The organism is Vibrio sp. YT-15, from assembly GCF_033337445.1.
Taxonomy (GTDB): Bacteria; Pseudomonadota; Gammaproteobacteria; order Enterobacterales; family Vibrionaceae; genus Vibrio; species Vibrio alginolyticus.
Genome location: NZ_JAWOQR010000007.1, coordinates 77,669 through 101,780, shown reverse-complemented (window position 1 = coordinate 101,780; position 24,112 = coordinate 77,669). Strand labels below are relative to the sequence as shown.

22 protein-coding genes are annotated in these 24,112 nt (G+C 44.5%); 19 read left to right on the top strand and 3 right to left on the bottom strand.

Annotated elements, in window-relative coordinates:
• Positions 1-194: 194 nt before the first annotated feature.
• Positions 195-389, top strand: a complete 195-nt coding sequence (locus R7D93_RS14990) for a CPXCG motif-containing cysteine-rich protein (protein ID WP_017634925.1) — start codon at positions 195-197, stop codon at positions 387-389.
• 75 nt (positions 390-464) lie between these two features.
• Here the strand turns inward: R7D93_RS14990 and R7D93_RS14985 are convergent, their stop codons facing one another.
• A complete protein-coding gene (locus R7D93_RS14985; protein ID WP_005377625.1) occupies positions 465-1,076 on the bottom strand; it encodes a riboflavin synthase in 612 nt (203 codons plus the stop codon).
• A gap of 392 nt (positions 1,077-1,468) precedes the next feature.
• Here R7D93_RS14985 and R7D93_RS14980 point away from each other — a divergent pair, with 392 nt between their 5' ends.
• Entirely contained in the window at positions 1,469-2,839 is a 1,371-nt protein-coding gene (locus R7D93_RS14980; RefSeq protein ID WP_005377626.1) for an MATE family efflux transporter, read from the top strand.
• Positions 2,840-2,973: 134 nt separating this feature from the next.
• Positions 2,974-3,972, top strand: coding sequence for a DUF3080 domain-containing protein (locus R7D93_RS14975; protein WP_081107491.1), 999 nt, complete (start codon positions 2,974-2,976; stop codon positions 3,970-3,972).
• Positions 3,973-3,987: 15 nt separating this feature from the next.
• On the opposite strand, the gene R7D93_RS14970 is transcribed toward R7D93_RS14975, so the two are convergent.
• Positions 3,988-4,833 carry a DNA ligase gene (locus tag R7D93_RS14970; protein WP_005377629.1) on the bottom strand — a complete coding sequence of 282 codons (846 nt, stop codon included), beginning with the start codon at positions 4,831-4,833 and terminating at the stop codon, positions 3,988-3,990.
• Positions 4,834-5,255: 422 nt separating this feature from the next.
• Between R7D93_RS14970 and R7D93_RS14965 the strand changes: the two genes are divergently transcribed.
• From R7D93_RS14965 to R7D93_RS14890, 16 genes are all read left to right on the top strand, one after another.
• Positions 5,256-5,576 carry an STAS domain-containing protein gene (locus tag R7D93_RS14965; RefSeq protein WP_017634929.1) on the top strand — a complete coding sequence of 107 codons (321 nt, stop codon included), beginning with the start codon at positions 5,256-5,258 and terminating at the stop codon, positions 5,574-5,576.
• A 26-nt stretch (positions 5,577-5,602) separates the two neighbouring features.
• The gene (locus R7D93_RS14960; RefSeq protein ID WP_065274524.1) at positions 5,603-6,469 is read left to right on the top strand and encodes an OmpA family protein; all 867 of its coding nucleotides are present in this window, start codon (positions 5,603-5,605) and stop codon (positions 6,467-6,469) included.
• A complete protein-coding gene (locus R7D93_RS14955) occupies positions 6,466-8,568 on the top strand; it encodes an SLBB domain-containing protein (protein WP_213872005.1) in 2,103 nt (700 codons plus the stop codon). Before R7D93_RS14960 ends, R7D93_RS14955 begins: the two co-directional genes overlap by 4 nt.
• Positions 8,568-9,254 carry an AAA family ATPase gene (locus R7D93_RS14950; protein ID WP_005377635.1) on the top strand — a complete coding sequence of 229 codons (687 nt, stop codon included), beginning with the start codon at positions 8,568-8,570 and terminating at the stop codon, positions 9,252-9,254. Before R7D93_RS14955 ends, R7D93_RS14950 begins: the two co-directional genes overlap by 1 nt.
• A gap of 11 nt (positions 9,255-9,265) precedes the next feature.
• Positions 9,266-9,646: an Hpt domain-containing protein gene (locus R7D93_RS14945; protein WP_225496869.1), complete on the top strand. Its 381-nt coding sequence runs from the start codon at positions 9,266-9,268 to the stop codon at positions 9,644-9,646.
• A gap of 308 nt (positions 9,647-9,954) precedes the next feature.
• Positions 9,955-11,481, top strand: coding sequence for a sigma-54-dependent transcriptional regulator (locus R7D93_RS14940; protein WP_031778967.1), 1,527 nt, complete (start codon positions 9,955-9,957; stop codon positions 11,479-11,481).
• The gene (locus R7D93_RS14935) at positions 11,456-12,526 is read left to right on the top strand and encodes a glycosyltransferase family 4 protein (RefSeq protein ID WP_017820658.1); all 1,071 of its coding nucleotides are present in this window, start codon (positions 11,456-11,458) and stop codon (positions 12,524-12,526) included. The genes R7D93_RS14940 and R7D93_RS14935 overlap by 26 nt, the downstream gene beginning before the upstream one ends.
• A gap of 144 nt (positions 12,527-12,670) precedes the next feature.
• Positions 12,671-13,855, top strand: coding sequence for a glycosyltransferase (locus R7D93_RS14930; protein WP_225496867.1), 1,185 nt, complete (start codon positions 12,671-12,673; stop codon positions 13,853-13,855).
• A gap of 11 nt (positions 13,856-13,866) precedes the next feature.
• Entirely contained in the window at positions 13,867-15,039 is a 1,173-nt protein-coding gene (locus R7D93_RS14925) for a glycosyltransferase (RefSeq protein WP_225496865.1), read from the top strand.
• On the top strand, positions 15,032-16,462 hold the full coding sequence (locus tag R7D93_RS14920; RefSeq protein WP_017820656.1) for a lipopolysaccharide biosynthesis protein: 1,431 nt from the start codon (positions 15,032-15,034) through the stop codon (positions 16,460-16,462). Before R7D93_RS14925 ends, R7D93_RS14920 begins: the two co-directional genes overlap by 8 nt.
• Complete coding sequence (locus R7D93_RS14915) at positions 16,459-17,823, top strand: O-antigen ligase family protein (RefSeq protein ID WP_162497020.1); 1,365 nt, start codon at positions 16,459-16,461, stop codon at positions 17,821-17,823. Before R7D93_RS14920 ends, R7D93_RS14915 begins: the two co-directional genes overlap by 4 nt.
• Before the next feature lie 115 nt (positions 17,824-17,938).
• Positions 17,939-19,063, top strand: coding sequence for a glycosyltransferase (locus R7D93_RS14910; protein ID WP_225496863.1), 1,125 nt, complete (start codon positions 17,939-17,941; stop codon positions 19,061-19,063).
• On the top strand, positions 19,060-20,493 hold the full coding sequence (locus R7D93_RS14905; RefSeq protein ID WP_005377649.1) for a GumC family protein: 1,434 nt from the start codon (positions 19,060-19,062) through the stop codon (positions 20,491-20,493). The genes R7D93_RS14910 and R7D93_RS14905 overlap by 4 nt, the downstream gene beginning before the upstream one ends.
• 221 nt (positions 20,494-20,714) lie before the next feature.
• Positions 20,715-21,833 carry a glycosyltransferase gene (locus tag R7D93_RS14900; RefSeq protein ID WP_054574133.1) on the top strand — a complete coding sequence of 373 codons (1,119 nt, stop codon included), beginning with the start codon at positions 20,715-20,717 and terminating at the stop codon, positions 21,831-21,833.
• Entirely contained in the window at positions 21,826-23,016 is a 1,191-nt protein-coding gene (locus R7D93_RS14895; RefSeq protein ID WP_225496861.1) for a glycosyltransferase family 2 protein, read from the top strand. The genes R7D93_RS14900 and R7D93_RS14895 overlap by 8 nt, the downstream gene beginning before the upstream one ends.
• A 10-nt stretch (positions 23,017-23,026) precedes the next feature.
• Positions 23,027-23,665 (top strand): sugar transferase, encoded by a 639-nt coding sequence (locus R7D93_RS14890; protein ID WP_205390866.1) that lies wholly within the window; start codon positions 23,027-23,029, stop codon positions 23,663-23,665.
• A gap of 19 nt (positions 23,666-23,684) precedes the next feature.
• Here the strand turns inward: R7D93_RS14890 and R7D93_RS14885 are convergent, their stop codons facing one another.
• On the bottom strand, positions 23,685-24,074 hold the full coding sequence (locus tag R7D93_RS14885) for an ATP-binding protein (RefSeq protein ID WP_225496859.1): 390 nt from the start codon (positions 24,072-24,074) through the stop codon (positions 23,685-23,687).
• Positions 24,075-24,112 lie beyond the last annotated feature (38 nt).

The following is a 24,112-nucleotide window of genomic DNA, read 5'->3' as shown; positions in this document are numbered from 1 at the left end:
CACCCTAAGCTCAAGGTTGAGTTTGGGGTCAAGTTTTGTACTTATTTCGACTCAATTAGCAACAACTCGACCTAATATCAAAGGAGACTTAACTTTGGATTGTGCCTATTTTCCTTGTAGGCAAAGTAAGTAAAGGGCTGTGCTTCCTTGATGAATAGTGTGTTTAAAAGCCCTGCGAGATTAGGAGTTGTTGTATGAAAAATTATACCGAAAGGTATGTAAAGTGCCCGCATTGCGGACACTCTATCGGCATTACATTGGATGCAAGTAATGGTGACCAAGAGTTTTATGATGATTGCCCAGCTTGTTGCCACGCTATCCACCTAAATATGCGAGTGGATGAGTTACAAGATAAGGTCGAACTATTTATCGATGACAATTACGAATAGCAGCTCGAGCATGTGAACATCAGAAATATAAAAACGCTTAAATGAAAAAGGAGCACTAGGCTCCTTTTTCTCATTCTAAAGCTGTTTTGCTGCAAGAACGCGCTCAACAGTATCAACAATTGCTTGAGTCTGAGGATCAAACTCAATATTAACGCGCTCCCCTACTTGTCTCACTCCGAAAAGCGTTCGCTGCAAGGTTTCTGGAATTAGATGTACTGAAAAACGACACGCTTCAACTTCACCAATAGTTAGCGAGCAACCATCTAAACCGATGTAACCTTTCGCTAATACATATTTCATTGATTCTTGCGGCAGTTGGAACCAAATCGTGCGGTTATTGGGCGTATCGATGATATCGACAATATCTGCCGTTAAACTAATATGACCAGACATGCTATGCCCGCCTATTTCGTCACCAAACTTAGCCGCGCGCTCAATGTTTACGCTATCCCCTTCCACCAGCCGACCTAAATTAGTAAGAGCCAATGTCGCTTGCATTAAATCAAAACTGATAAGGTTGCCTTCGATCTTAGTCACAGTTAGACAACATCCGTTGTGTGCAACGGATGCACCAATTTCTAACCCTTTACAAAGTTCATCGCTTAACTCGACAACGTGCGTTTGAAAGCGTTCTTTTTTATCAATTTTAACGACCTTCGCCGTACCCTGAACTATTCCTGTAAACATTTCTTTTTACCTATTGATTTAATACCAACTGTAGTCGAAGACTAAGCCCTAAACACTGCGCTACGGGCCGGAAATAAAGACCGCAGACGATAAAGCCATGGCTCAATGAACACTGGTTTGTTCTCATGCATGTTTCAACATTACCATGATTCGCTGCTGTTCTCAGTAAAAGCGTATCCTTAGCGTAGAGAGCGTCCAGTCAGTGTTATCGACTATTCACTACCTAGCTATGGAATATAAACATACAATTGTTTATCATTTGCGCGGAGTTTCTCCGAGGCATTTTTTCACCTTATCGTGACTAAAATCAACCATCAGATCCGTTCACCACATCTTTTGCCCTCGAGTACTCTCATTCTTTCAACTTATTGTTCCGCTCTGGAGTATTTTTCGTGCATCGCTATAAAGAAGAAGCATCAAGTCTTATCAAATTGGCGACCCCGGTATTGATCGCATCTGTCGCTCAAACTGGTATGGGGTTTGTTGATACCGTAATGGCTGGCGGCGTTAGCGCCACCGACATGGCTGCGGTTTCTGTCGCTTCAAGTATTTGGCTACCATCCATTTTGTTTGGGGTGGGTTTATTAATGGCATTGGTCCCTGTTGTCGCACAGTTAAATGGCTCTGGTCGTCGAGTGAAAATCCCGTTTGAAATTCAGCAAGGCGTCGTTTTGGCATTGCTGATCAGTGTGCCGATAATTGCAGTCCTGCTTCAAACCCAGTTTATTCTCGGGCTGATGGATGTTGAAGCACTGATGGCTGAAAAAACGGTGGGATATATTCATGCCGTTATATTAGCAGTACCCGCTTTTTTACTTTTCCAAACGCTTAGAAGCTTTACGGATGGTATGTCATTGACGAAACCGGCAATGGTTATTGGCTTTATCGGTTTGCTGCTCAACATTCCTCTAAACTGGATTTTCGTGTACGGCAAGTTTGGTGCACCTGAATTAGGCGGTGTTGGCTGTGGTGTAGCAACCACGATTGTTTACTGGGTCATGTTTGCCATGCTATTGCTGTACGTGATGACATCAGAGCGATTGAAAAGCATCAACCTATTTGGAGAATGGCATCGCCCACAATGGAAAGCGCAAGTTCGTCTATTCAAGCTCGGCTTTCCTGTTGCTGCAGCGCTGTTTTTTGAAGTGACACTGTTTGCTGTTGTTGCACTGCTCGTTTCACCACTGGGTCCTATCATTGTGGCAGCGCATCAAGTCGCGATTAACTTCTCCTCGTTGGTATTTATGCTACCAATGAGTATTGGTGCAGCAGTAAGCATTCGTGTCGGCCATCGACTTGGTGAAGAAAACGTAGATGGCGCGCGCGTAGCGTCACGAGTCGGCATTATGGTTGGTCTAGCATTGTCCGTTCTCACAGCGATTTTAACCGTCTTGTCTCGTGAGTGGATCGCCGAGCTTTATACTAGCAACCCAGAGGTCATCACTCTAGCGATGCACCTGCTCGTGTTTGCCGCTGTTTATCAATGTACGGATGCGGTTCAAGTGATCGCAGCTGGTGCATTACGCGGCTATAAAGACATGCGAGCCATCTTCAACCGTACTTTTATTGCTTATTGGATTCTTGGGCTCCCAATTGGTTACGTCCTTGGCCGTACAGACTGGATTGTTGAGCCAATGGGAGCACAAGGCTTCTGGCTTGGTTTTATCATCGGCCTATCTTCTGCTGCCTTTATGTTAGGCGTCAGAATGCGTTGGATGCATCGCCAAGAGCCAGAAGTGCAATTGAACTTTTCAGTTCAATAAAAAGTAAAAAAAGCCAGCATCCGCTGGCTTTTTTGATCGAATAATCACACGGTTGAGTATACTTATAACAAGATTACAAAGCGGTTGATTTTGCTCTCTAGACAACGGATACGAAGTTAGAAAAAAGGATATTTGTGCGGTCTATTTTATTGTTCTTAATCTTGATTCTTAATGGTTGTGATAACTGGTTCAATCCAGAGAACGCCATGTTTGATAAGTATCATCAACGTGTAGCCAATGTATTGGAAGTTCCTGCTATTCCAATAACATTACAGTCTACGGTAACGATTCCTGCGAAACGCGTTTTGTTCGAGCCATTGCCAAGGCTATCTATTGGCCTGCTAGAGAGCTATCAATTACGACAGTGCGGACTCTTTAATTTACTTGCCGAGAAAAACTCACAACTTGGAAAGGTGCAGGATGCCTTTCATGATTTTGATTATCAAACTGCCCTTTTAAGAGTCATGAATCGATGTTTATCCGAATTTCCACTTAGCGATGAAGAACGCGCGACATTGGCAGAGCTTTACGCAACCAAGTGGCAACATTTAGACATTCATCTCGACAACTTACTACTCGTAAGTGACGCCATGCAAAAGCAACTAACTGCCTCTGATTGGCTATCTCAAAATACGACGAATGATATTGCACGCATTAACGATGTCTATCGTATTTTCAGCGAAATGTATGATTTACCCCACCGCGCGGTCTCACGTCTACCCGATGTGGAAGTTACGCAATATCAAGAAGAGTTAGAGAAATCTCGTTTACTCGGACGACTTTACTATTCAATGGTAAACACATCCCTTTGGTTAAAAGCGACAACTCAACTACTTGAGCAGAACCAGAGCAATGTATTGTGCGGGCCGAACAGAGACACCACTCAGTTCCGCTACTTAAGAAATGTCTTTCAATCCATTTACGTTGAAGAAGTGCAACCTTATTTGGCTTATTTAGACAGTACCTATCAACAACTTAATGATGGTGCCACTTTGGTGGAGAACCGTATGCAACTCCATGGTCACCAGTATGGCATCATTGAGGCACATAGGACATTTAGGCAAGAAACCCTAAACCACGTTCAGTTTTGGCAGGGTCTCTTCAAACGATGTGGCGTAACCGTTGGCAACTAGTAAGTGCAGAGCGTTCTATTCCTTCAATCTTTCACGCAAGAATCGAGCAAAACGTGGTTTACCAGTATGTGTAAAACCGTTATATCTAAATGTAATGGTTGAACCAATTTTCGGAGGCTGGCGACGTACTTCATCGGTAAATCCGCTACCGATGTAAAACTCAATGCCATTTGGTAAGCGAACTAACATTGCTCCCATCATACCTAACAAGCGCCCTGTTCCTGGCTTATAACCCACAACTAACGCTTCATCATCTGAGTATCGTTTTAGTTTAAGCAAATCACTACCGCGTCCAGCCTGATAGCGGCTTGATACCTTCCGCAACATCACCCCTTCACCGTCGGATATTGAAATTTTATCCAACTGTGTAAACAGATGAGCTTCATTTTGAATCGCTCGGTGCTCGACATATTTGATATGAGGCTGGTCGACTTCAAGCACTAAGTCTTTGATGTTGTAATAACGCTTCCGATAATCACCAGCGGAATATGGCATATCAAAGATCATAAAGTCGATATGTCGCCAAGCAGACTCTACAGGAGTTTTATCTAACACCGTTTGCTGAACAAGATGGAAATTACCTCTCCCAGCCCAAAGTTCACCGTCCAACGGATAATCAGGTAAAGGTCCTGTAAACCAATCTGGGGCGTAGATTCGATTACCATTTCTCGTCACGAGATGTTGCCCAGTCCAATAAGCGCGAACACCATCAAGTTTTTCGCTATACCAATATTCAGACACATCAATACCATCCTGGTAGCTTTGTGCAAGAGAAACTGGTGGTGCGAGAGAAGTATCCGCTTGAAGCTGTGAAGACGCTGCCATAACAGCCAGCGCAATTAATGTCATTTTTAATGGCATAAGAAGACCTTGTACAAAAAATCGTCTTTATTGAAACGTAAGTCCTCTCGATGACCTATTTATTACTAGTTGTTCTTCGACTCATAACAATCAACATTAGTAATAATTTGCAAAGATAATCATAAACTTTAGACAGGTTTTGCATTTAGTCGTTACACGTTGTTCACTTAAGGCGGATGGTTCGTCAATCGAGTTGGAATCTAATCATGACGAGATCCCCCGCTCTAATGACTTCTTTAGGTTCAACACCTCTTATAAGCAAACCATTTCTCTGTGCATTTTTGATTCTCAATTTGAGAATCAGTCCTTTCTCAAATTGAACAATATCATTAACAATATTTAACTGTTTGATTTTTCATTAATTTCAAATTGGCACGTTACCTGCTCTATATCCAATTAGAAAAACAAACGGAGACAGAGTCATGGAATTACGCAAACTAGAAATCAATCAAGACAAGTTAGCCATTGAGTTTTTTGGTGACTTAGACGCAAGTGGCTGTCGACAAGCACAACATCACATTGATGAAGTAATTCACAACAATCATCACAAAGAAGTCGAAATTAACCTACAGCACGTCCAATTTCTTGATTCTTCAGGGATTGGTGCCATTGTTTACTTATATAAGCGTCTAGTTGAACGTGAAAGAAGCATGAGTATTGAAAACGTATCAGGCCAACCTTTAGAAATCATGAGCTTGCTTCGTATCAACCATGCCATTCCCGTTAACTCAAAAGGACACTAAAAATACCGGTTTAAACGGAGGTTGGCATGGTAAATCTTATACGACGATATGCAGTAAGCGGTCTTGTTGTCGGCATGTTTGGTTGTTCGTCGTTTGACTACCCAGAACACGGGAAAGGTGGCTTGGCGGAAAGCTATCAAGATATCTCGATCGAGAATTATCAGTTTTCCCCAGTGATGCCTGACGAGCCTTTAGGTCCAGAACATGGGTTAAGGTTTGATTGGCAATTGACCAAGTTACATCTAGACGCACTAATCCAAGAGGGAGCGCGCTGGTGTTTTCCTGCGGCAGTTGTTCAGGCCCTTGAAAAACAAAATAGAATTGCGCGCGAGTTGGAAGGTGGGCTTTTACTCGACGCTGCCAACGACCTTGTGATTCAGCGTCGACGCTTAAACCAGCTCGAACAACAACTCGACTACGTACTGAGCCAAACAACTTGCACACCGCCCGATGATATTGAAGCACTACGTAGCGACCTAAACATAGTCTCGGATATCTATGCACTACTTAATATCGACAACCAGTTTGCTGTCGATTCAGCAGAAATCAACCCGAAGTACATGGGACATTTGGCAGAAGCAGCCTACATTTTACGTGACCACCCTAACCTATCTCTTGTAGTAACGGGGCATGCGGATGCAACTGGAACACCCGATTACAACCAGAAACTTGCTCAAGCGCGTGCGGAACAAGTAAAGCGTTACCTAACCGTATTTGGTATCACTTCAGAGAGAGTCACTACCAAATCTGTCGGGGATAACCTGCCACTCTATGAAGGTGAAACATCCGCCGTGCGTTTAACTAATCGTCGAGTAAGCATCGAGGTTATTAGCCCTAATTCAGATAGCGATAGCTCAATAAACCGCAACCCAACGGCAGGAGGCGCGCTATGAACACGATGAAACCATTTATCCTCTTAATGTTGTTGTGTCTGGTCGCGTGGGTACCTTCTTCCATAGCGGATGAGAGCAATACTGTTAAGGTCGGTGATTTAATACAGGTTAACTTACCTGGAGAGGCGTCGTTAAACCAAGGGTTTCAGGTTGATCGTCGTGGACGAATTAATTTACCAGAAGTCGGCCCTGTATTAGTGGCCGGCTACAATGAACAACAACTCCAAGACGTGATTATCGACAGGCTAAAGACCGTGTATCGTGACGTTAACAACGCTCGAGTTTTTATTAAACAGCAACAGTTGTTAGTGTCCGTTCAAGGCTACGTGGTCAAACCCGGTGAGTATACCTTACCTTCTGGGTCCAACATTCAAATGTTTGTTTACGAAGCTGGCGGCCTGCGCGCAGGGGCTCAGCTTGATAAAATGATCGTGAAACGTGGAAATAGAAGCATTGAATTTGACTACAAACGCTTCCTTGATACGGGTGACAATAGCCAGCTGCCAAAACTAGAATCACTGGATGTCTTATTTGTTCCCGCTTCCCCACTCGTAGGGAATATTGAGCAAGAGTTTGATGCAGCAAAACTCGCGAATTCAGGTGACAGCGCAGATTCCGCTCGTGCAATCAAAGTCTTTGGTGAAGTCAACGCACCTGGCTCGTTCTCATACAAGCCAAACACCACGCTAGTTGATGTCGTAATGCGAGCTGGCGGCGTGACACGATATGCCAGTGTCGAGCAAATTCGCGTGATAACAAACAATAACCCAACCATGTTTAACCTGAAAAAGTACCTTGATACTGGAGACCAAAGCCTACTGCCGGAGATCCTGCCAGGTGCCACCATCTTTGTCCCAAAACAGGAAGAAGAAATCAAAGCAGGTGCAAATGTGGTTTACGTGATGGGTGAAGTCGCCCATCCTGGGGCATACGAAGGCAAGCAAGGCGCTAGCTTCATGGATATCCTCGCCAACGCTGGCGGGCCCACTCGCTACGCAGAATCTCGCCAAATTCGCGTTATAAAAGCCGATGGCAAAGTCATCAAATTCGATCTTACCGCGCATACAGAAGGACTATCTTCAGCCAGACCACCAAATGTTGGACCAGGAGACGCGATTTTCGTACCGGAGAAAACCGATTTCAATGAGAAGTCTTGGTTAAAAGTAGCACCTAGTCGAGCGGTCGCAGTGATGGGAGAAGTTGTTCGCCCTGGACGCATCGAGTGGTCAGACGAAATGGATTTGATTGATCTGCTTGCACACGTTGGTGGCCCAACTCGACGAGCTGATACCACCAAAATTGAAGTCGCCAATAACGGTCAAATGACACAATTTGACTTAGACCAATACATTCTGGATGGCTCACCAACATCAAGCCTACCTCGAGTTTCCGCTGGTACAGTCGTAAGGGTACATGCATTGCCTGACGACCCATCCGATAATAAGTCGCAATGGGTAAGCCAAAGCTCTGACGCATCGATATACGTTTTCGGGCAAATCAATGCACCTGGGCGCTATCGTTTCACCGAAGATATGCATTTTCTGGATATTTTATCTGCCGCCGATGGACCGACAATGGATGCAGATATTCACAACATCCGTGTCACACACCGAGGCCTAGGTTATGCCAAAGTGAGTAAATTGAATTTATCGATGTACTTTGAAACAGGCGATGAGTCAATTCTGCCCCACGTTCGTCCCGGTGATACCATTTACATTCCAGAAAAAAACAAAAACTGGTTAGATCGTTCAAAAGAGTCCACGGTACGCGTATTAGGTGAAGTAAGAGACCCAGGGCGGTACGTATTCAATGACAACATGACTGTGCTTGATCTCTTAGCGGAAGCAGGAGGACCAACTGATAATGCCTACCTTGAAAAGATCAGTGTGGTCAATATGTCTTGCTGCCAAGGCCAAGCCCGAACATTTGATTTGGTGAACTTTAGTAAAACAGCCAACATTTATGAGCTGCCAGTCATTCGCGCAGGCGACACAATTTACATTCCCCATAAAGACGAAAGCTTTGTTGAAAAAGCGAGGGCCGGACTAAGAGATATTTTACAAATCACCACAACCATCGTGTTAATAGGAGCGTTGTAATGACTATTCCTGCAACTCACGCTGAGATTGAGCAAATTTATCTTCAGAGTGAACAGAAAGGCCACAAAACGATTTGTGTTGTGGGTTGTAAATCTGAAGATGGTGTCACTTCCGTGGCTTCATCTCTTGCAGAGCGCTTGGTTTTAGCAGGCCACAATACTTTGTATGTAGACCTTAACTTATTCAAACCCGCTTATCACACTGTTCACGAATTTGATGATGACGAGAAGGTTGGCCATTTGATCACACGAGAGAATACACACCAAACTTTAGTCGGCCTCCCTGCTCCATCTCTCGCCAGTACTCAGTTAGCGTACCGAGACCCAACAACGCTGAAACAAAACATTGCACAATGGTTAACGCAGTACGAGCGCGTCGTGATAGATACATCACCACTTCTCAGTGTCAACCGAAGCAATATTGCGCCTCAAGTGATTGCTGGCGTATGTGATGCTACTTTGTTAGTAGCGCATTATGGCTCTACGACTGCAACCCAGCTCGAGCAAGCCAAAAAGCTACTCGATGCTAGCGATGCGAACTTGATTGGTTCTGTACTGAACATGAAGCACACTCCAAGCCTGAAAGATGAGTTAATCCGCCAAGTTTCCAAGCTGCGTTTCTTACCAAAAAAGTGGAAAGAAAAACTGTCTCAGCAAATTAAAAAAAGCGAACTGTTTATGTTATAGGGAGCGCTATTATGACGATAAATAACACATTGACTATCGAGCAAGAATTAGTGGATGAGCATATTCTTCAGCAAATGATCAAAGATACGTGCGCCGAAATCATCCCTACCTTGATTGATCACTATGTCGAAGAGTCACGCGATCGCATGGAGAAAATAGAGCAAGCATTAAGCACAAAAGACCTTCAAACATTAGAGTTCGAGGTTCACACACTGGGCAGTTCTGCTCTCGCTCTAGGCAATCGAACGCTTTCAAGACAAGCAAGAATGATTGAGAAGTACTGTGTCGAAGGAAAAATACCAAAAGCATTGGAGCTTTGTGAAACACTTCCTCAACTCGCCAATGAATCGTTTGATGCGTTAGAAAAGCGAAAAGATCAAGGGTTTGAGTAGTATCAGTGTCTTACTCCCTAGCGAAGCATCGCGTTTGATAAAGCGCGATGCCGACATCATCTCAGAAATTTAGGCTCCAAATTCAGTCACCCTCTCCAAGCCACACACCTTGAAATTATTTGGGTATAACTTAATCAATTAAAAAGTATGGATTTTTCGCAAATTTCCTACCTTGTGCTAATACTTAAATAACGCTTTTCTCAAATTGAGAATTTTCAGCACTAGAGAGCTATAAACCACTCATAATGCCAAATAGTAGTGCTGACAAAAATCATAAAAAATGAAACAAACTACGTTGGGATGGGACTATGAGACCAAGGGTGTTACTGGTAGAGGACTCTACTTCACTAGCCATACTTTATAAGCAGTATGTGAAAGACGAACCTTATGACATTTTTCATGTCGAGACAGGTCGCGAAGCGATTCAATTTATTGAAAGAAGCAAACCTCAGCTCATCATTCTCGATTTGAAACTGCCCGACATGTCTGGCGAAGACGTGTTGGATTGGATCAACCAGAATGACATTCCTACGTCCGTTATTATTGCTACGGCACACGGCAGCGTCGACTTAGCCGTTAATCTAATTCAAAAAGGTGCGGAAGATTTCTTAGAAAAGCCCATAAACGCTGATCGCCTAAAAACATCAGTCGCATTGCACCTCAAACGCGCCAAATTGGAAGATTTGGTGGAAAATATTCAGTCCAAGTTTGATCGCCACAACTATCACGGATTCATCGGTTCAAGCCTCCCGATGCAGGCGGTATACAAGACCATTGATGCTGTTGCGCCAACTTCTGCCAGTGTGTTTATTGTGGGAGAAAGCGGCACAGGTAAAGAAGTTTGTGCTGAAGCCGTCCACCGCCAGAGCGACCGTAAAGACAAGCCTTTTATTGCAATTAACTGTGGGGCTATTCCACGAGATTTGATGGAAAGTGAGATTTTTGGTCACGTTAAAGGGGCCTTTACTGGAGCAACAACAGATCGAAAAGGTGCGGCGACGCTGGCACATGGTGGTACGCTTTTTCTTGATGAGCTGTGTGAAATGGAACTTGAGATGCAAAAGAAGTTGCTCCGTTTTCTACAAACGGGCACTTACACCCCTCTTGGTGGCACTCGAGAAATGAAAGTAGATGTGAGAATCATTTGTGCCACTAACCGAGATCCATTAACAGAAGTAGAAGAAGGTCGTTTTCGTGAAGACTTATACTACCGTGTGCACGTTATACCTATCGATATGCCCCCATTACGTGAACGAGGAAGTGACATCGTCACGCTTGCCAAGCACTTCTTGACCACTTACGCCAAACAGGACAAAAAGAAATTCTCAACAATCGACAGCGAAGCTCAACATATCATCAAGCATTACGAATGGCCGGGTAATGTAAGGCAACTACAAAACATCATACGTAACATTGTGGTGCTTAATAACGACGAAAAAGTCACGGTGAGCCACCTACCCGCTCAACTTACTAAAAAGTCTAAAGTGACGAAAACAACGACGCCTGCGCATGTTGCTCAAGAGTCAGCAAACATTGCACCAATCACACCACCACCTGTTTATACTGAGGAACCTTCACCTTCTGCGGTCGAACCGTCGATTACCGCAGCGGAGCTGCCTGGTACACCGTCCTCTGCTGCTACCTCACCGTACTTTAACGCTGATGGAACCATTCGTCCTATGTGGCAAGTAGAGCGTGAAGCAATTCAAAACGCAATCGCGTACTGTGATGGCAACGTCCTCAACGCCGCTGTCATGCTGGAGTTAAGCCCATCTACGGTTTACCGAAAAAAACAAGCGTGGGAAGCGGATGAAATTAATCTCGAACAATCTTGATAAACCTGCCATTGGTGAAATTTGGATCTTGCTTGATAGCCGTCTATTCGGTGGCATTGAAAGTCACGTTATCGAGCTAGCTCGGGGATTAATCGCCTTTGGACACAAAGCTCGAGTTGTGCTAACCACTGAGTATTCACCAGCCGCTCAGATTGTACAGAAGGCAAAAGAAGCCGCGATCCCTGTGAGTTACTTAAACTATTTGTCTGGCGAGCCCAATAAAGCTTTAAAAATTAAACACCTAACAAGCGCCGTCGCCAATCACCAACCCTCAGTGGTTCACTCCCATGGTTATAAAGCGTCGATTTTGTCGCGCTGCGCCAAACTGCTCACCCGTACGTTTCCTCGTTTGATTTCAACTTATCATGCTGGTGAATCGTCCTCAGGGAAACTATGGCTATACGATTGGCTTGATAGAAGCTCCGGCAGCCTATCTGACCATTGCTTTGCTGTCAGTCCAAGTATTCAGCGCAAAGTTTTTTGTTCTTCAGAACTGCTGAATAACTTTGTTTCGATTCCCAACAGTCAACTCAACTATCAGGAGATCGCTTTTGTCGGCCGATTGAGTCAGGAAAAAGGCGCCGATCAATTTATTGAGGTAGCGAGGCTCTGTCCAACATTACAGTTTAGTGTGTACGGTGATGGCCCAGAAAAAGAGTCGCTTAATCAAACTGCCCCTTCAAACGTGACTTTCCTAGGCCATCAAACCGATATGGAAGGTGTTTGGGAAAATATCAGCGTACTTATCATTTCTTCTCGTTATGAGGGTCTTCCAATGGCGGCGCTTGAAGCCATGTCGAGAGGCATTGCCGTGATGAGCTTACGTGTAGGTCGTCTTCCAGATATTATCCAAACGGGTAAAAATGGTTTTATCGTCGAAGACATTCCCTCTCTTGCTAAATGTCTTCATGACTGGATGTCGATTGGTGAAGCGCAACAATCACTCATTCGCCAGAATGCTCGACAAACCATCATTGATGATTTCTCAGCGCAAAGTGTGATTCCCGTATTGCTACAAAAATATCAAATTGAAACGGATCACTAATCCATATTGGTTCTCAATATGAGAATGATGAGTTCCAAACATAAATATCATATAAGATTCAATCACATAAACTAATAGCATATTTTGGCATCTCTATTGCAGCTCAGCAGTTAACGCAGATTAATGATGAGACAGAGGTGACTTATGACTACGCCAAAACGCATTCTATATGTTCATTATGGTGATAATTGGATTCGCGGCAGTGAAGTGGTGCTTCTGGATCTCATTTCAGGAATCGACCGCAATAAGTTTGAGCCATTCGTATGGTCAAACTGCCAACCATTAATCGATAAGTGCCATTCGCTCGGAATTGAAGCGGAACATTCATCCTTCAATTTGGTTGGTGGTTGGAGCGCTCCACGCTGGGATATTAGCGGGTGGAATAGCCTTATCAAACAAGGCTCAGATTTGATCGAAAAGCACAGCATCGACTTGGTACACGTCAATAGCGGCGGCCCTTGTCAATGGATGTGTTTGGCTGCTCGCATGAATCATATACCACTTGTCACGCAACTTCATTGCCATTATACATTGCGCGATCGCTTCTCTCTCGGACTTCACCTCTCTCCAAAATTGATTTGCGTTAGCAAAGATGTTGGACGCGAAATTCTTCAGGACGGCTACCCGCAAAACCAACTTCATGTCGTACACAACGGCGTGTCACTTCAAGGCGTGGATACACCCATCGACATTAAAGATCGCCTCGGAATCCCATCACAGGCCTTTACCTTTCTGTCGGTGGGTTCGCTGATTAAGCGCAAAGGGTTCGACCGCCTTATTCGCGCAATGCGCATGCACAACTACCACCACCGCAACCCTCACCTTGTTATTGTTGGTGACGGCGAAGAAAGAGAAGCATTGCAACAGCTTGCATCGGATCTTGGTATCCAAGAACGAGTGCACTTTGTCGGAGAACAACACAATGCCGGAGTGTGGATGTGTGGTAATGCAGACGCTTTTATTAGCGGCGCCTATGAAGAGGCCTTTGGTCTCGTGCTCGGGGAAGCGGCTTTAGCTCAACTGCCTATCGTGGCTCCTAAAACAGGAGGCATTCCTGAGTTGTTCGAGCATAATCACTCTGCATTGCTGTACCAGAACAGTGGAATGGCGAGCCTGTTAAACGCGATTCAACAAGTCATGCAAGACGCGGCATTAAGAAACAAGCTGGCGGAAAACGCTTACCTACATGCTAGCCAGCACTTAACGACGACTGCATCTATCAACGCTATTGAACGTATTTACGAAGGTGAACTTAATAACAACGCCATTACACCAATGCCAATGACTCACTGCATGAAGCCTCTTTCACGCTGGTTGAGCATCAATTGAGGAGCCCGGTCATGAAACGTGTATTGATGTTCGACGCCATCCCAATGCAAGGTGGATCCAAAATCGCGAATGCAGAGCTCCTTAAGCAGTGCGATAAGCTGAACGTGATTGGTTATCTACTCACTATAAATCCAGAGCATTGGGCGTCACTGCTTAGTGATACACCGCGTGTGCAAGTTATAAAAATAAAACCATCACCATTTAACTCGACTCATGGCCTGACCTACTGGTTGATGAACGCTTACTACTTTCTCCAACTTCTCTACGCGTGCATGAAGCTGCCAAAAATAGATAGCTTTTTGGGCCTATCTTGCCCAAGTAATGATATGCCTTTGTACTTACTACGATTAATTAGCAAAAAGCCTGTGGTACAGATGGTTCATGGTCCTATTGGACGATCGAGATCTGCTGGCTACTGTTTAGTAAAAGCATCGGCAATTTACTACTTGGCAAACACCCGCGAATCAATGGTAGAAGCATTACAGGCCTACCTCAAAACAGAGAAGCCAGCCACCGAACGCTATTGGTGTGGTTTGAATACATCTACGTTTGTTAATGGATTATCGAAAGATCGCTGGCCAAAACAAGCGAATCCGATTTCAAGCCGCGTTTTCTGGGCAGCTAGCTTACTAAAATGGAAGAACATCGATCTTTTGCTTGATGCTTTAACACTTGATGAGTCGAAAAAGATCAAATCCACCGTGTGTTACATCAAACCTAATGTGGCAGGTGTGGAATATTCAACACCGGACTTCAACACACAAGGTGTTGAATGGCATGAGTGCCCAAACAACTTAGATGAATTGCGTTCACAGTGTGGTGTGTTTGTTTCCACCAGTATCAACGAACCTTTTGGGTTATCTATTTTGGAGGCTCTCGCTGCAGGTATGTGTGTCGTCATTCCACATGATGATAGTTATTGGGACCGCGTGTTAACTCACGGCCGAAATTGTATTAAATACACGCCTAACAATGTGGCTTCGCTACACAACGCAATTCGCCTTTTGAATGAATCGCCGTGGATGAAAGTAACGATGGGTATCGAAGCACTCAATGTTTCTCAACTATACACAGCCGAACGTTGTTATTTGCCAATCGCCCAGCACCTTGCTGCCGAAATTGCTACCAACAATGATTGCACACTCAAGACACCGCGAGACATCAAAGGATATGATCATGTCTAAAGCAATGACCAACATGACGCTATTTGCTATCGCCTTAGTGATCAATAAAAGCATCAGCCTAATCATGCTGCCTGTATTGCCCCACTTTCTCTCACCAGAACAAATGGGCAAGCTTGAGCTTCTAACAACCTTTGGTGTTGTTACGACCTTGTTTGTCAGTTTCGCTTTGCATGAAGCGCTTTATCGATTCGTCGGCGTTGAAAAGGATCAAAATACGCGCACAAGCCTACTAAACCAGCTGTACTCACTTGCTTTACTCATCGCTGGCGTCGTCGCTCTTAGCTTGCTCACTATCATTTTAATCGCCCCCATTCCCGCGCCTTTTACGCGAGTCGAATTTGCTATTGTTATGTTTGCCATCGTTCTAGAAGGCAGTATTGCAATCGGCACTGCCTGGTTAAGAACACAAGACGACAAAGCAAGAACACTGCTTAACGTCATGGTCACTACCACCATTTTTCAGGTCATTTTTATCGTCGCGGCGCTGTCTGTTCATCCCCATGTTATTTCTGTTTTGTGGGGGGGCTTGTTGGCTGCTATTACTCAATTTGTTTGGCTGCACATCGTTAACCGTTACAATGTCACCCTTCCTAAGCTGACATTGGCAAAACAATACCTAAACTACTGCCTACCAATGATGATGGCCGGTTTAGTAGCATTTTGTCTCAATGGCGCTGAACGCTGGTTCATTGGTGCCAACACTTCTCTTGCGACGTTAGGGATTTACGCGATAGCGGTAAAATTTGCAGTGGGCATGTGTATTTTAGTGCAGCCGTTTGGCATGTGGTGGATGCCACGTCGATTTAACTACTTAGAAGGGCGCAAGAGCACTGAAGCAGTGCGCATCACACACTTAGGTATGATTTACATTACAGGTTTGAGTGTAGTGGTCGGCACATTAGCAATGGTGATGATCACCTACTTACTGCCAGAAACCTATCATGAGGCGGTACTATTCAGCTTATTCTTGCTACCTATCGCCATGTTAAAAGAATGGAGTGAGTTGATTAACATCTCCATTTTGTACAAGCGTCGTACTCGCTGGCTACTGGGTATAAATGTCGTCTCTGCGTGCGTTGCGATTGCTTTGCTGTTTGGCTTATCTTCTCTGGGTATTTATGGTGTGTTCATTGCGCTTTATTACGCACAACTGTGTAAGCTGGGCCTGACTTATGTAGTAGGCCAACAATGTATGACGTTGCCTTTTCACCTAAGTCTGATGGTTTTATTACAGATTATATCCGGTGTGGCACTGTTCCTGCTTCACTCTTCACAATCAATAGGAATCGCCATCGCAATTTGCATTTTGACATGCAGTTTGCTGGCAGGGATAGCCACTCGCTACATGAGTAAAGAGACGCTCAATGCTCTCACTCGATACATAGTGAAACGGCGTGGACAGGTGAAGAGATACTCGTTATGAATGAAACCAAGGTGAGAACAAAACAGTCCATCGCAGCACTGACGATCACTGTCGGTATCGGCCTGCTTTGGGTTGTTATGCCTCATCCCATTTTGATTGTTGCGTTGTGTTTCGCACCACTCGCGTTACTGTTTGTTCTCAATCAAACGTTTTGGCTTGTCACACTGTTCGTTATTTTTTCATTCTTTCGTATTCACGAAGCCTTTCCTGTTATCTATAACTTCAAGATCCCATTACTGTTATCATTGGGGGCACTCGCCGCACTCGCTTTTCACCTTCTTATAAGCCGCCAGATTACAGCTTTTTGGCACCCTTCATTAAAGTGGCTGTGTATATTTTGGGGTCTGGTGATCATCGGAATCATATTCGCTTCCAGTCGTGATATCGCAATAACGGTGTTCAAAAACACCTATTGGAAAATCATCATTATGACGTTGGCCATCACCTGGCTTATTACTAAACCTTCACAGCTCGCACAGATGTCAAAAGCAATTATTTTCGCCGGATTATTGATTGGCTTAGTGGCATTACAAAACGCTGCGAATGGCATTGATTTGGTTGAAGGGACGCGCGTGTCGATAGGACGATCCATAGGTTCAGTACTTGGCGATCCTAACGATTTGGCACTAGTGCTGATGTTTCCCCTTGCCTTTACCGTTAGTCAATTGATGGAGAAGCATTCCCCCAAGCATCTCAGGCTCTTTGCCCTTATCACCTGTTTGGTTTTGTTCTTTGCGATCATTGAGACGCAGAGCCGCGGGGGGTTACTAGGTTCACTGTCTGTATTTGCCTACTTTGCTTTTAAACACATCAAAAGCAAAACATTAGTCTTGGTATTAGGCGCTATCGCAGCGATCGTACTCTACGCATTCGCTGGTATTTCAGGACGAGAATCGGGGGGAGCCGCTGAGGATGGTATAGATGCCTCTGCGATGGGGCGACTTTATGCGTGGGAAGCGGCATTTAAAATGGCGCTGCATCATCCGTTGACTGGCGTAGGTCTAGATAACTTTTACTTTAATTACTATTTCTACAGCCCACACTGGGATGGTATCAACCACGCGGTCCATAGTACTTGGTTTGGCGTGTTAGCAGAAACGGGTTTTGTCGGGCTCGCGGTGTTCATTACTTTAATTGTGTCATTGATCCGCACCTCTTTGCATTCCATCTCATTGTTGACACCAAAATCAGATTACACCCTCTCTGTAGGAGCAAACGCCGTGTTAAGTGGGCTTATCGGTACCATCGTATCAGGCACTTTTCTGACTCAAGGTTTCACCTGGCCAATTTACATTCTAGCGGCATTAACAGTTGTCGTTAGCCGAATTGTTCAAAGTGACTGTCAAAATGAGAAATCCTAGTTTCAAACATAAACAAAACCCATAACTCACTGTTTTAAAATGGCTAATTCCTTGGCACGCATTGTGATTACTCACTTAATTAGTAATCACATAACCAAGACTCAAGGAGAGCCACATGACGGACATCGTAGTATTTGGAGAAGATTTTGGTGGGTTACCCTCTTCCACTCAGCATATTGTCAAGCGACTAGCAGCGAACCATCGAATCCTTTGGGTGAACTCCATTGGCCTTCGTCAACCTAAGCTGGATTCTAAAGACATACAGCGTGCGTTAAACAAACTCACTCGTGTATTTCATAACGTAGGCTCACACAAGCCAACATTGGACTCTGAAACAAACCCAAACATTCACATCATCAACTTGCTCACCATTCCTGCCCCTAATTCTGCATTAGCAAGAAAAGTGGCCGCTAAGATGATGAAACACCAACTCAACAAACAATTACAAGCTCTTGGTTTTGATAAGCCTGTATTTTGGACGTCGCTCCCGACTGCTGCCGATGTTTGTGCAGAAATGAACCCACGTGGACTGATTTACTATTGTGGCGATGACTTTAGCGCTTTAGCTGGTGTTGACCACGACACGGTAACAAAGCACGAACGTACTCTTGTTAATGCGGCCAACGTTATCTTTACGGCAAGCGATACGCTCTCCACCAAGTTTCCATCACATAAAACCGTCACTTTGCCTCATGGTGTCAACGTTAGTCTGTTTTCTGAGCCAGCACCGAAGGCCAAAGACTTGCCTGACAACGGCCGCAAAGTGCTGGGCTTTTATGGTAGTTTGTCTGAATGGTTAGATTACGACTTAATTGCCCAAGTCGCAGACCAAGCGCCTGACTGGGATCTCGTGTTCATCGGCCCTAACGAGTTCAGTGATAATCCACTTCCACAAAGATGCAACGTATACTACCTGGGCCCGAGAGCGCATCACACTCTGCCACGTTACTCCCAACACTGGGATGCCAGTTGGTTGCCCTTTGTTGATAACGCTCAAATCAAGGCATGTAATCCGCTTAAACTTCTTGAGTACTTGGCAACAGGAACCCCTGTTATCAGCACACCATTTCCTGCATTAATGCCCTACAAACATATGCTTCATGTGGTTCAAGATGTCGAAGACGTGCGTGCCAGTCTCGATCACCTCCTACCGCCACCGACAGATTCAAAGTCATTTGTTCAACAGCAAAGCTGGGAAGCAAGAGCCAACCAAGTTGATAAATTAGTGAGGGCGCTATGAACGATTTAAGAGAAAACCTCAGCGTACTGTTGCATGGAGCTTGGAGACGTCGCTACATGATCGTTATTCCTATGCTTGTCTTACCGGTGCTGGGTTTCATCGTAAGTAAACTGGTTCCGACGACTTATGTTGCTCATACCAGCATGCTTATTCAAGAGACAGCGAAAATGAACCCGTTCCTTCAAGACCTTGCCGTCTCAACAATGCTTAAAGACCGATTGAGCGCACTCAGTACTCTGCTAAAAAGCCGACACGTTTTGTATTCTGTCGCAAAAGAACAATCGCTGATCAATGACGAGATGAGTGCAAAAGAGCAAGAGTTCATCATAAAAGATCTTGCGTCGCGCCTGTCTGTTCAGCCACTCGGTAAAGACTTCATTCAAATTCAATTGCAAAGTGGTAAATCAGAAGGAATGGAGTCGATGCTGCTCTCTGTCAGAGAGCATTTTGTCGAACAGCTTTTGGCTCCTGAGCGTTCTTCGATTAAAGATTCGAGTCATTTTTTGACTATCCATATCAACAAACGCAGGGAAGAACTAGACAAGGCTGAACAAGCTTTTGCAGAGTATAAAAATACTTACTCAGACGCGACACCCGAAATGCAAGCTCAAAGCCTTACTCGCCTTGCTAGCCTCAAACAAACGCTAGCCGAAAAGGAGGCGGAGCTTGCTGGTGTTTCACGAAGTCTAGGCAGTTTGGATCAACAACTATCCAAAACGAACCCGGTTATCGGTAAACTGGAAGAGCAAATCATCGACATTCGTAGTGAACTTACCCTGCTTCGCGCTAAATACACAGAGGCGCATAGTTTGGTGCAAGGTAAGTTGCGAGAATTAAACCGGTTGGAGCAGGAACGCTCGGTACTCTTGAACTCTAAACAACCAGAACTAAACAGTGCTCAACTATGGGATATCGCGAGCAATACCACAGTAAACAGTCTTGGCGAAGCACAGCCTCTACTTGTCTCCCAACTACATCAATTACAAATGATGCGCGGACGTTTTGAAGCACTTACGGAAGAAACCAACAGCTTGCGAGACATGATCCAAGAATTAGAGCGAAATGCGCACCAATTTGGGAGCACAGCAACAGAAATCAACCGCTTAGCTCGTGACGTCGCAGTGAAGAGAGAAATGTATGATGAACTCGTCGAACGCTATGAGATGGCCCAACTAACGGGTTCTTTGGGAGAGTTTGAAGAGAATAAGCGCGTAAAAATCATTGATGAACCGTTCACGCCAACGATTCCAACTAACTTACCTAGTTTTGTATTTGTCATTTTAGGATTTATTGGTGGCGCTGGTTTAGGCATTGGATTAGCGACGATACTAGAGTTAGCCGATAACTCTATCCGCTCTAAAAGAGCATTAGAAAAACACCTTGGTGTTCCTGTCATCACCACTTTACCTAACGTAGTGTACGGAAACTAAGCGCCATAAGAACTCATTTACAAGCACTCGGTCGGCGAGTGCTTTTCTTTTACTACTGCCTTATACAGCCTCATAGCATGTCCACTAATATGAATCTCAAATTGAGAATAAACATAAAGTCTCACAAACATCAATATTAACCTATTGTTTTTAAATGATTAATTTTTTGGCACGCAGTCTGCAATTCCTAAATAAACAAAGAACTCAACGAGGGTTTGAAAATGGAATTCAGACAAAAACACAATAACACTAAGCACAGCAAAAAAGTGATATTACACGTCGTGCAACACTTAGCTCCTGGTGGTTTAGAAACGCTCGTACTAGAAATGCTTCGTTTTGCGCAGCCAAACCATTCCGTTTTTGTCGTGAGCTTAGAAGGAAGCAAAGAACATGCACTACAAGGTTGGCAAAAACTATTGCCCTACCAAGGCCAACTGCACTTTCTTAATAAGAAACCTGGATTCAGCGGAAAAACCATCAGTACGCTAACTTCCATGCTCAAAGGACTTAAGCCTGATGTGGTCCACACTCACCATATCGGCCCACTTCTGTACGGTGGTATTGCTGCACGTTTAGCGCACGTACCTGTAGTGATTCATACCGAGCACGACGCATGGCACCTTAATAACAAAAAATCAGCTCAACTACAGTCCCTTTTGCTAACGATGATTCGCCCGCAAGTGGTTGCCGATGCGAACTTTGTCGCCCATCAAATACAGACTAAGTTAAAGTATCGCAAAGTTTGTACTATCCATAACGGGATTGACTGTCAGAAGTTTAAAAGCGGTGACCAAACGGCAACAAGACACTTGTTTGAACTTCCAACCGACAAAATCGTGATTGGCGTTGCCGGGCGTCTAGAAGCAGTTAAAGGCCATAAAGTGCTTATCGAAGCCTTCTCTCATCTTACGCCAAACACACACCTAGCAATCGCAGGTGATGGTTCTCAGCGAACTCAATTGGAAGCACAAGTTAGAACGTTAAAACTTGAAGATCGAGTAACCTTTTTAGGCTTGGTGGACGATATGCCCAGCTTTTACCAAAGCCTAGACTTGTTTTGCTTACCATCACTTCAAGAGGGCTTTCCTCTCTCAACCCTCGAGGCTCAAGCATGTGACATTCCTTGCGTCGCAACGGATGTTGGCGGCGTGAAAGAGACGCTCTGTCCGAACAACAGCACACTGGTTGAAGCAAATCGCGTGTTTTCGTTGGCCGAAGCGTTATCACAACAACTGGAATCATCACACCGCTCTCCTCGAACTTTTATTCTCAAACACTTTGATATCAGAGACATGGTGAGTCGCTACTCACGTTTGGCCAAGGAGGCTAGCTATGAATGATTTACTTTGGATTATAGGGTTTGGTTTATCCACGTTTTTGATTGTCTATCATCACGTTGGGTACCCACTGCTCCTTAAATGGCTTCCTTTAAAACGGCAAGCCGAAACCAAAGCACCATTTGTAGAGCGAGCTTACAAAGCCTCCAAAACAGACAGCCAGCTACCCTCTATTACTGTCATCGTGCCCGCCTACAATGAAGAACAATGGATAGCAGAGAAGATCCGTAACCTTGCGAGCCTAGATTACCCAAGGGATAAGTTAAGAGTAGTGATCGCATGTGATGGCTGCACAGATAACACAGCCGAGATTGCTCAAGCGACAATTCAAGAAGCAATCTGCTCTGATACTCTGTTCATTATTAATGATCACCAAATCAATCGCGGTAAAGTTGCCCTACTCAACGAAGAAATGCGTCATGTTAGCTCGGACATTACCGCACTGAGTGACACGTCGGCATTGATTTCTTGCGATTCTCTGTTGCTAGCTAGTCAGCATTATCAAAATGAGAACGTTGGAGTGGTTAACGCAACATATCAAATAATGAGCACTGATAACCAAGGTGAAGCGGCGTATTGGCAATACCAGTCTCGAGTAAAGCACCAAGAATCTTTGTTAGGTTCAACGATTGGTTCCCACGGTGCGTTTTACACTTTCAGAACTCACTTATTTGAACCACTGGAAGTTAGCACCATTAATGACGACTTTATTCTCCCTATGAGAATCGTTTTGCGAGGCTATAGCGCTATTTACGAGCCAAACATGCTGGCTCTTGAACTAGAACAGAGCTCAGACAACGCAGATTTCAAGCGGCGCCTAAGAATTTCAGCGGGTAACATGCAGCAGCTCATGCAATTAAAGAAATTACTGCTACCTCGTTATCGTGGCACTGCCTTTGCTTTTCTATCGGGAAAGGTTCTGCGCTTAGCAACACCCTATTTGATGATTGTTTGCTTTATTTGCTCACTACTACTGGCACACAATCCGCTGTTTCAAGTAATGCTGTCCGCACAAGTTGGTATTTATAGCATCGCGCTTATCACTTACTTGATGCCAGCACTTAACACAATTAAACCTTTTAAGCTGATTAGCTACATCGTCATTGGTCATCTCGCCAACTTTATCGGCGGTATGAAGTATTTACTCGGAATGGAAAATGGACGTTGGAAACGCGTCAACCAATAAGGAAAGCATCATGAAAAACTCACGCTACGATTCAAATGTATGCCACGCGAAAAGAACGTTTGATGTACTGGTTGCAATGCTTATTTTGGTCGTCACTGCACCACTTTTCCCATTTATCGCGCTAGCGATCAAAACCACATCGAAAGGCCCTGTGATTTATCGCCAATTGCGAGTAGGACGCTGCACACCAGAAAAAATGGATCTTTTTCAAATCATGAAGTTTCGCACCATGTATATTGATGCAGAGCAACGCTCTGGCGCAGTATGGGCAACTGAAAATGATCCCCGCATCACGCCAGTAGGACGCTTTTTACGCAAAACGCGTTTAGATGAACTACCTCAACTGTTTAATGTGTTGAAAGGTGAAATGTCGATGATTGGGCCGCGCCCAGAACGCCCAGCTTTCTACCAGAAATTGGAAGATGAAATCCCCTACTTTGTAGAGCGCACATATGGCGTGTTACCGGGTATCACAGGCTTAGCTCAGGTTAACCAAGGCTATGATGCATGCATTGAAGATGTAAGACGCAAAGTTGGGTTTGACCACAGTTACGCACTAAGCTTAGGTTCGTTTTACTCTTGGATTTCAATGGACCTTTCAATCATGAGCAAAACATTCGTTGTGATGATTGACGGACGAGGTCAATAACTTCCGGTTCTGGTAACGGTCACTCTTGCCACTGGCGGCGCATCTTTTCTATCGTCGCTGGTGGCACGTCATGAATGCTTTGATACGCTCCGTGACACACTTTAATTTCCACCTCGATGCGCTTCTTCATGCAGTAGTCCATGTAACGCTTCATCTCCCAATGTCGAACAAACGTATTGCTCACAATCACGACTCTCCCTTTGTTCAACCACTTTCTAGCTTGCTGAAAACACCACTCATGCGCTTGAGGTAATTGAACCGGTTCAAAGTGATAATCACCTTCATCATTTTCAAAATACATGTCAGCTTCAAAATGCTTAGCACCAAGCTCTATTGCCAGTTGTTTTGCTAAGGTTGTTTTACCTGAACCAGGAAGTCCACGAATAAGAATGAGTTTAGCCAGTGACATAATGCAGTTTAATGAGGTGGAAATCAGCCTAAACTGTA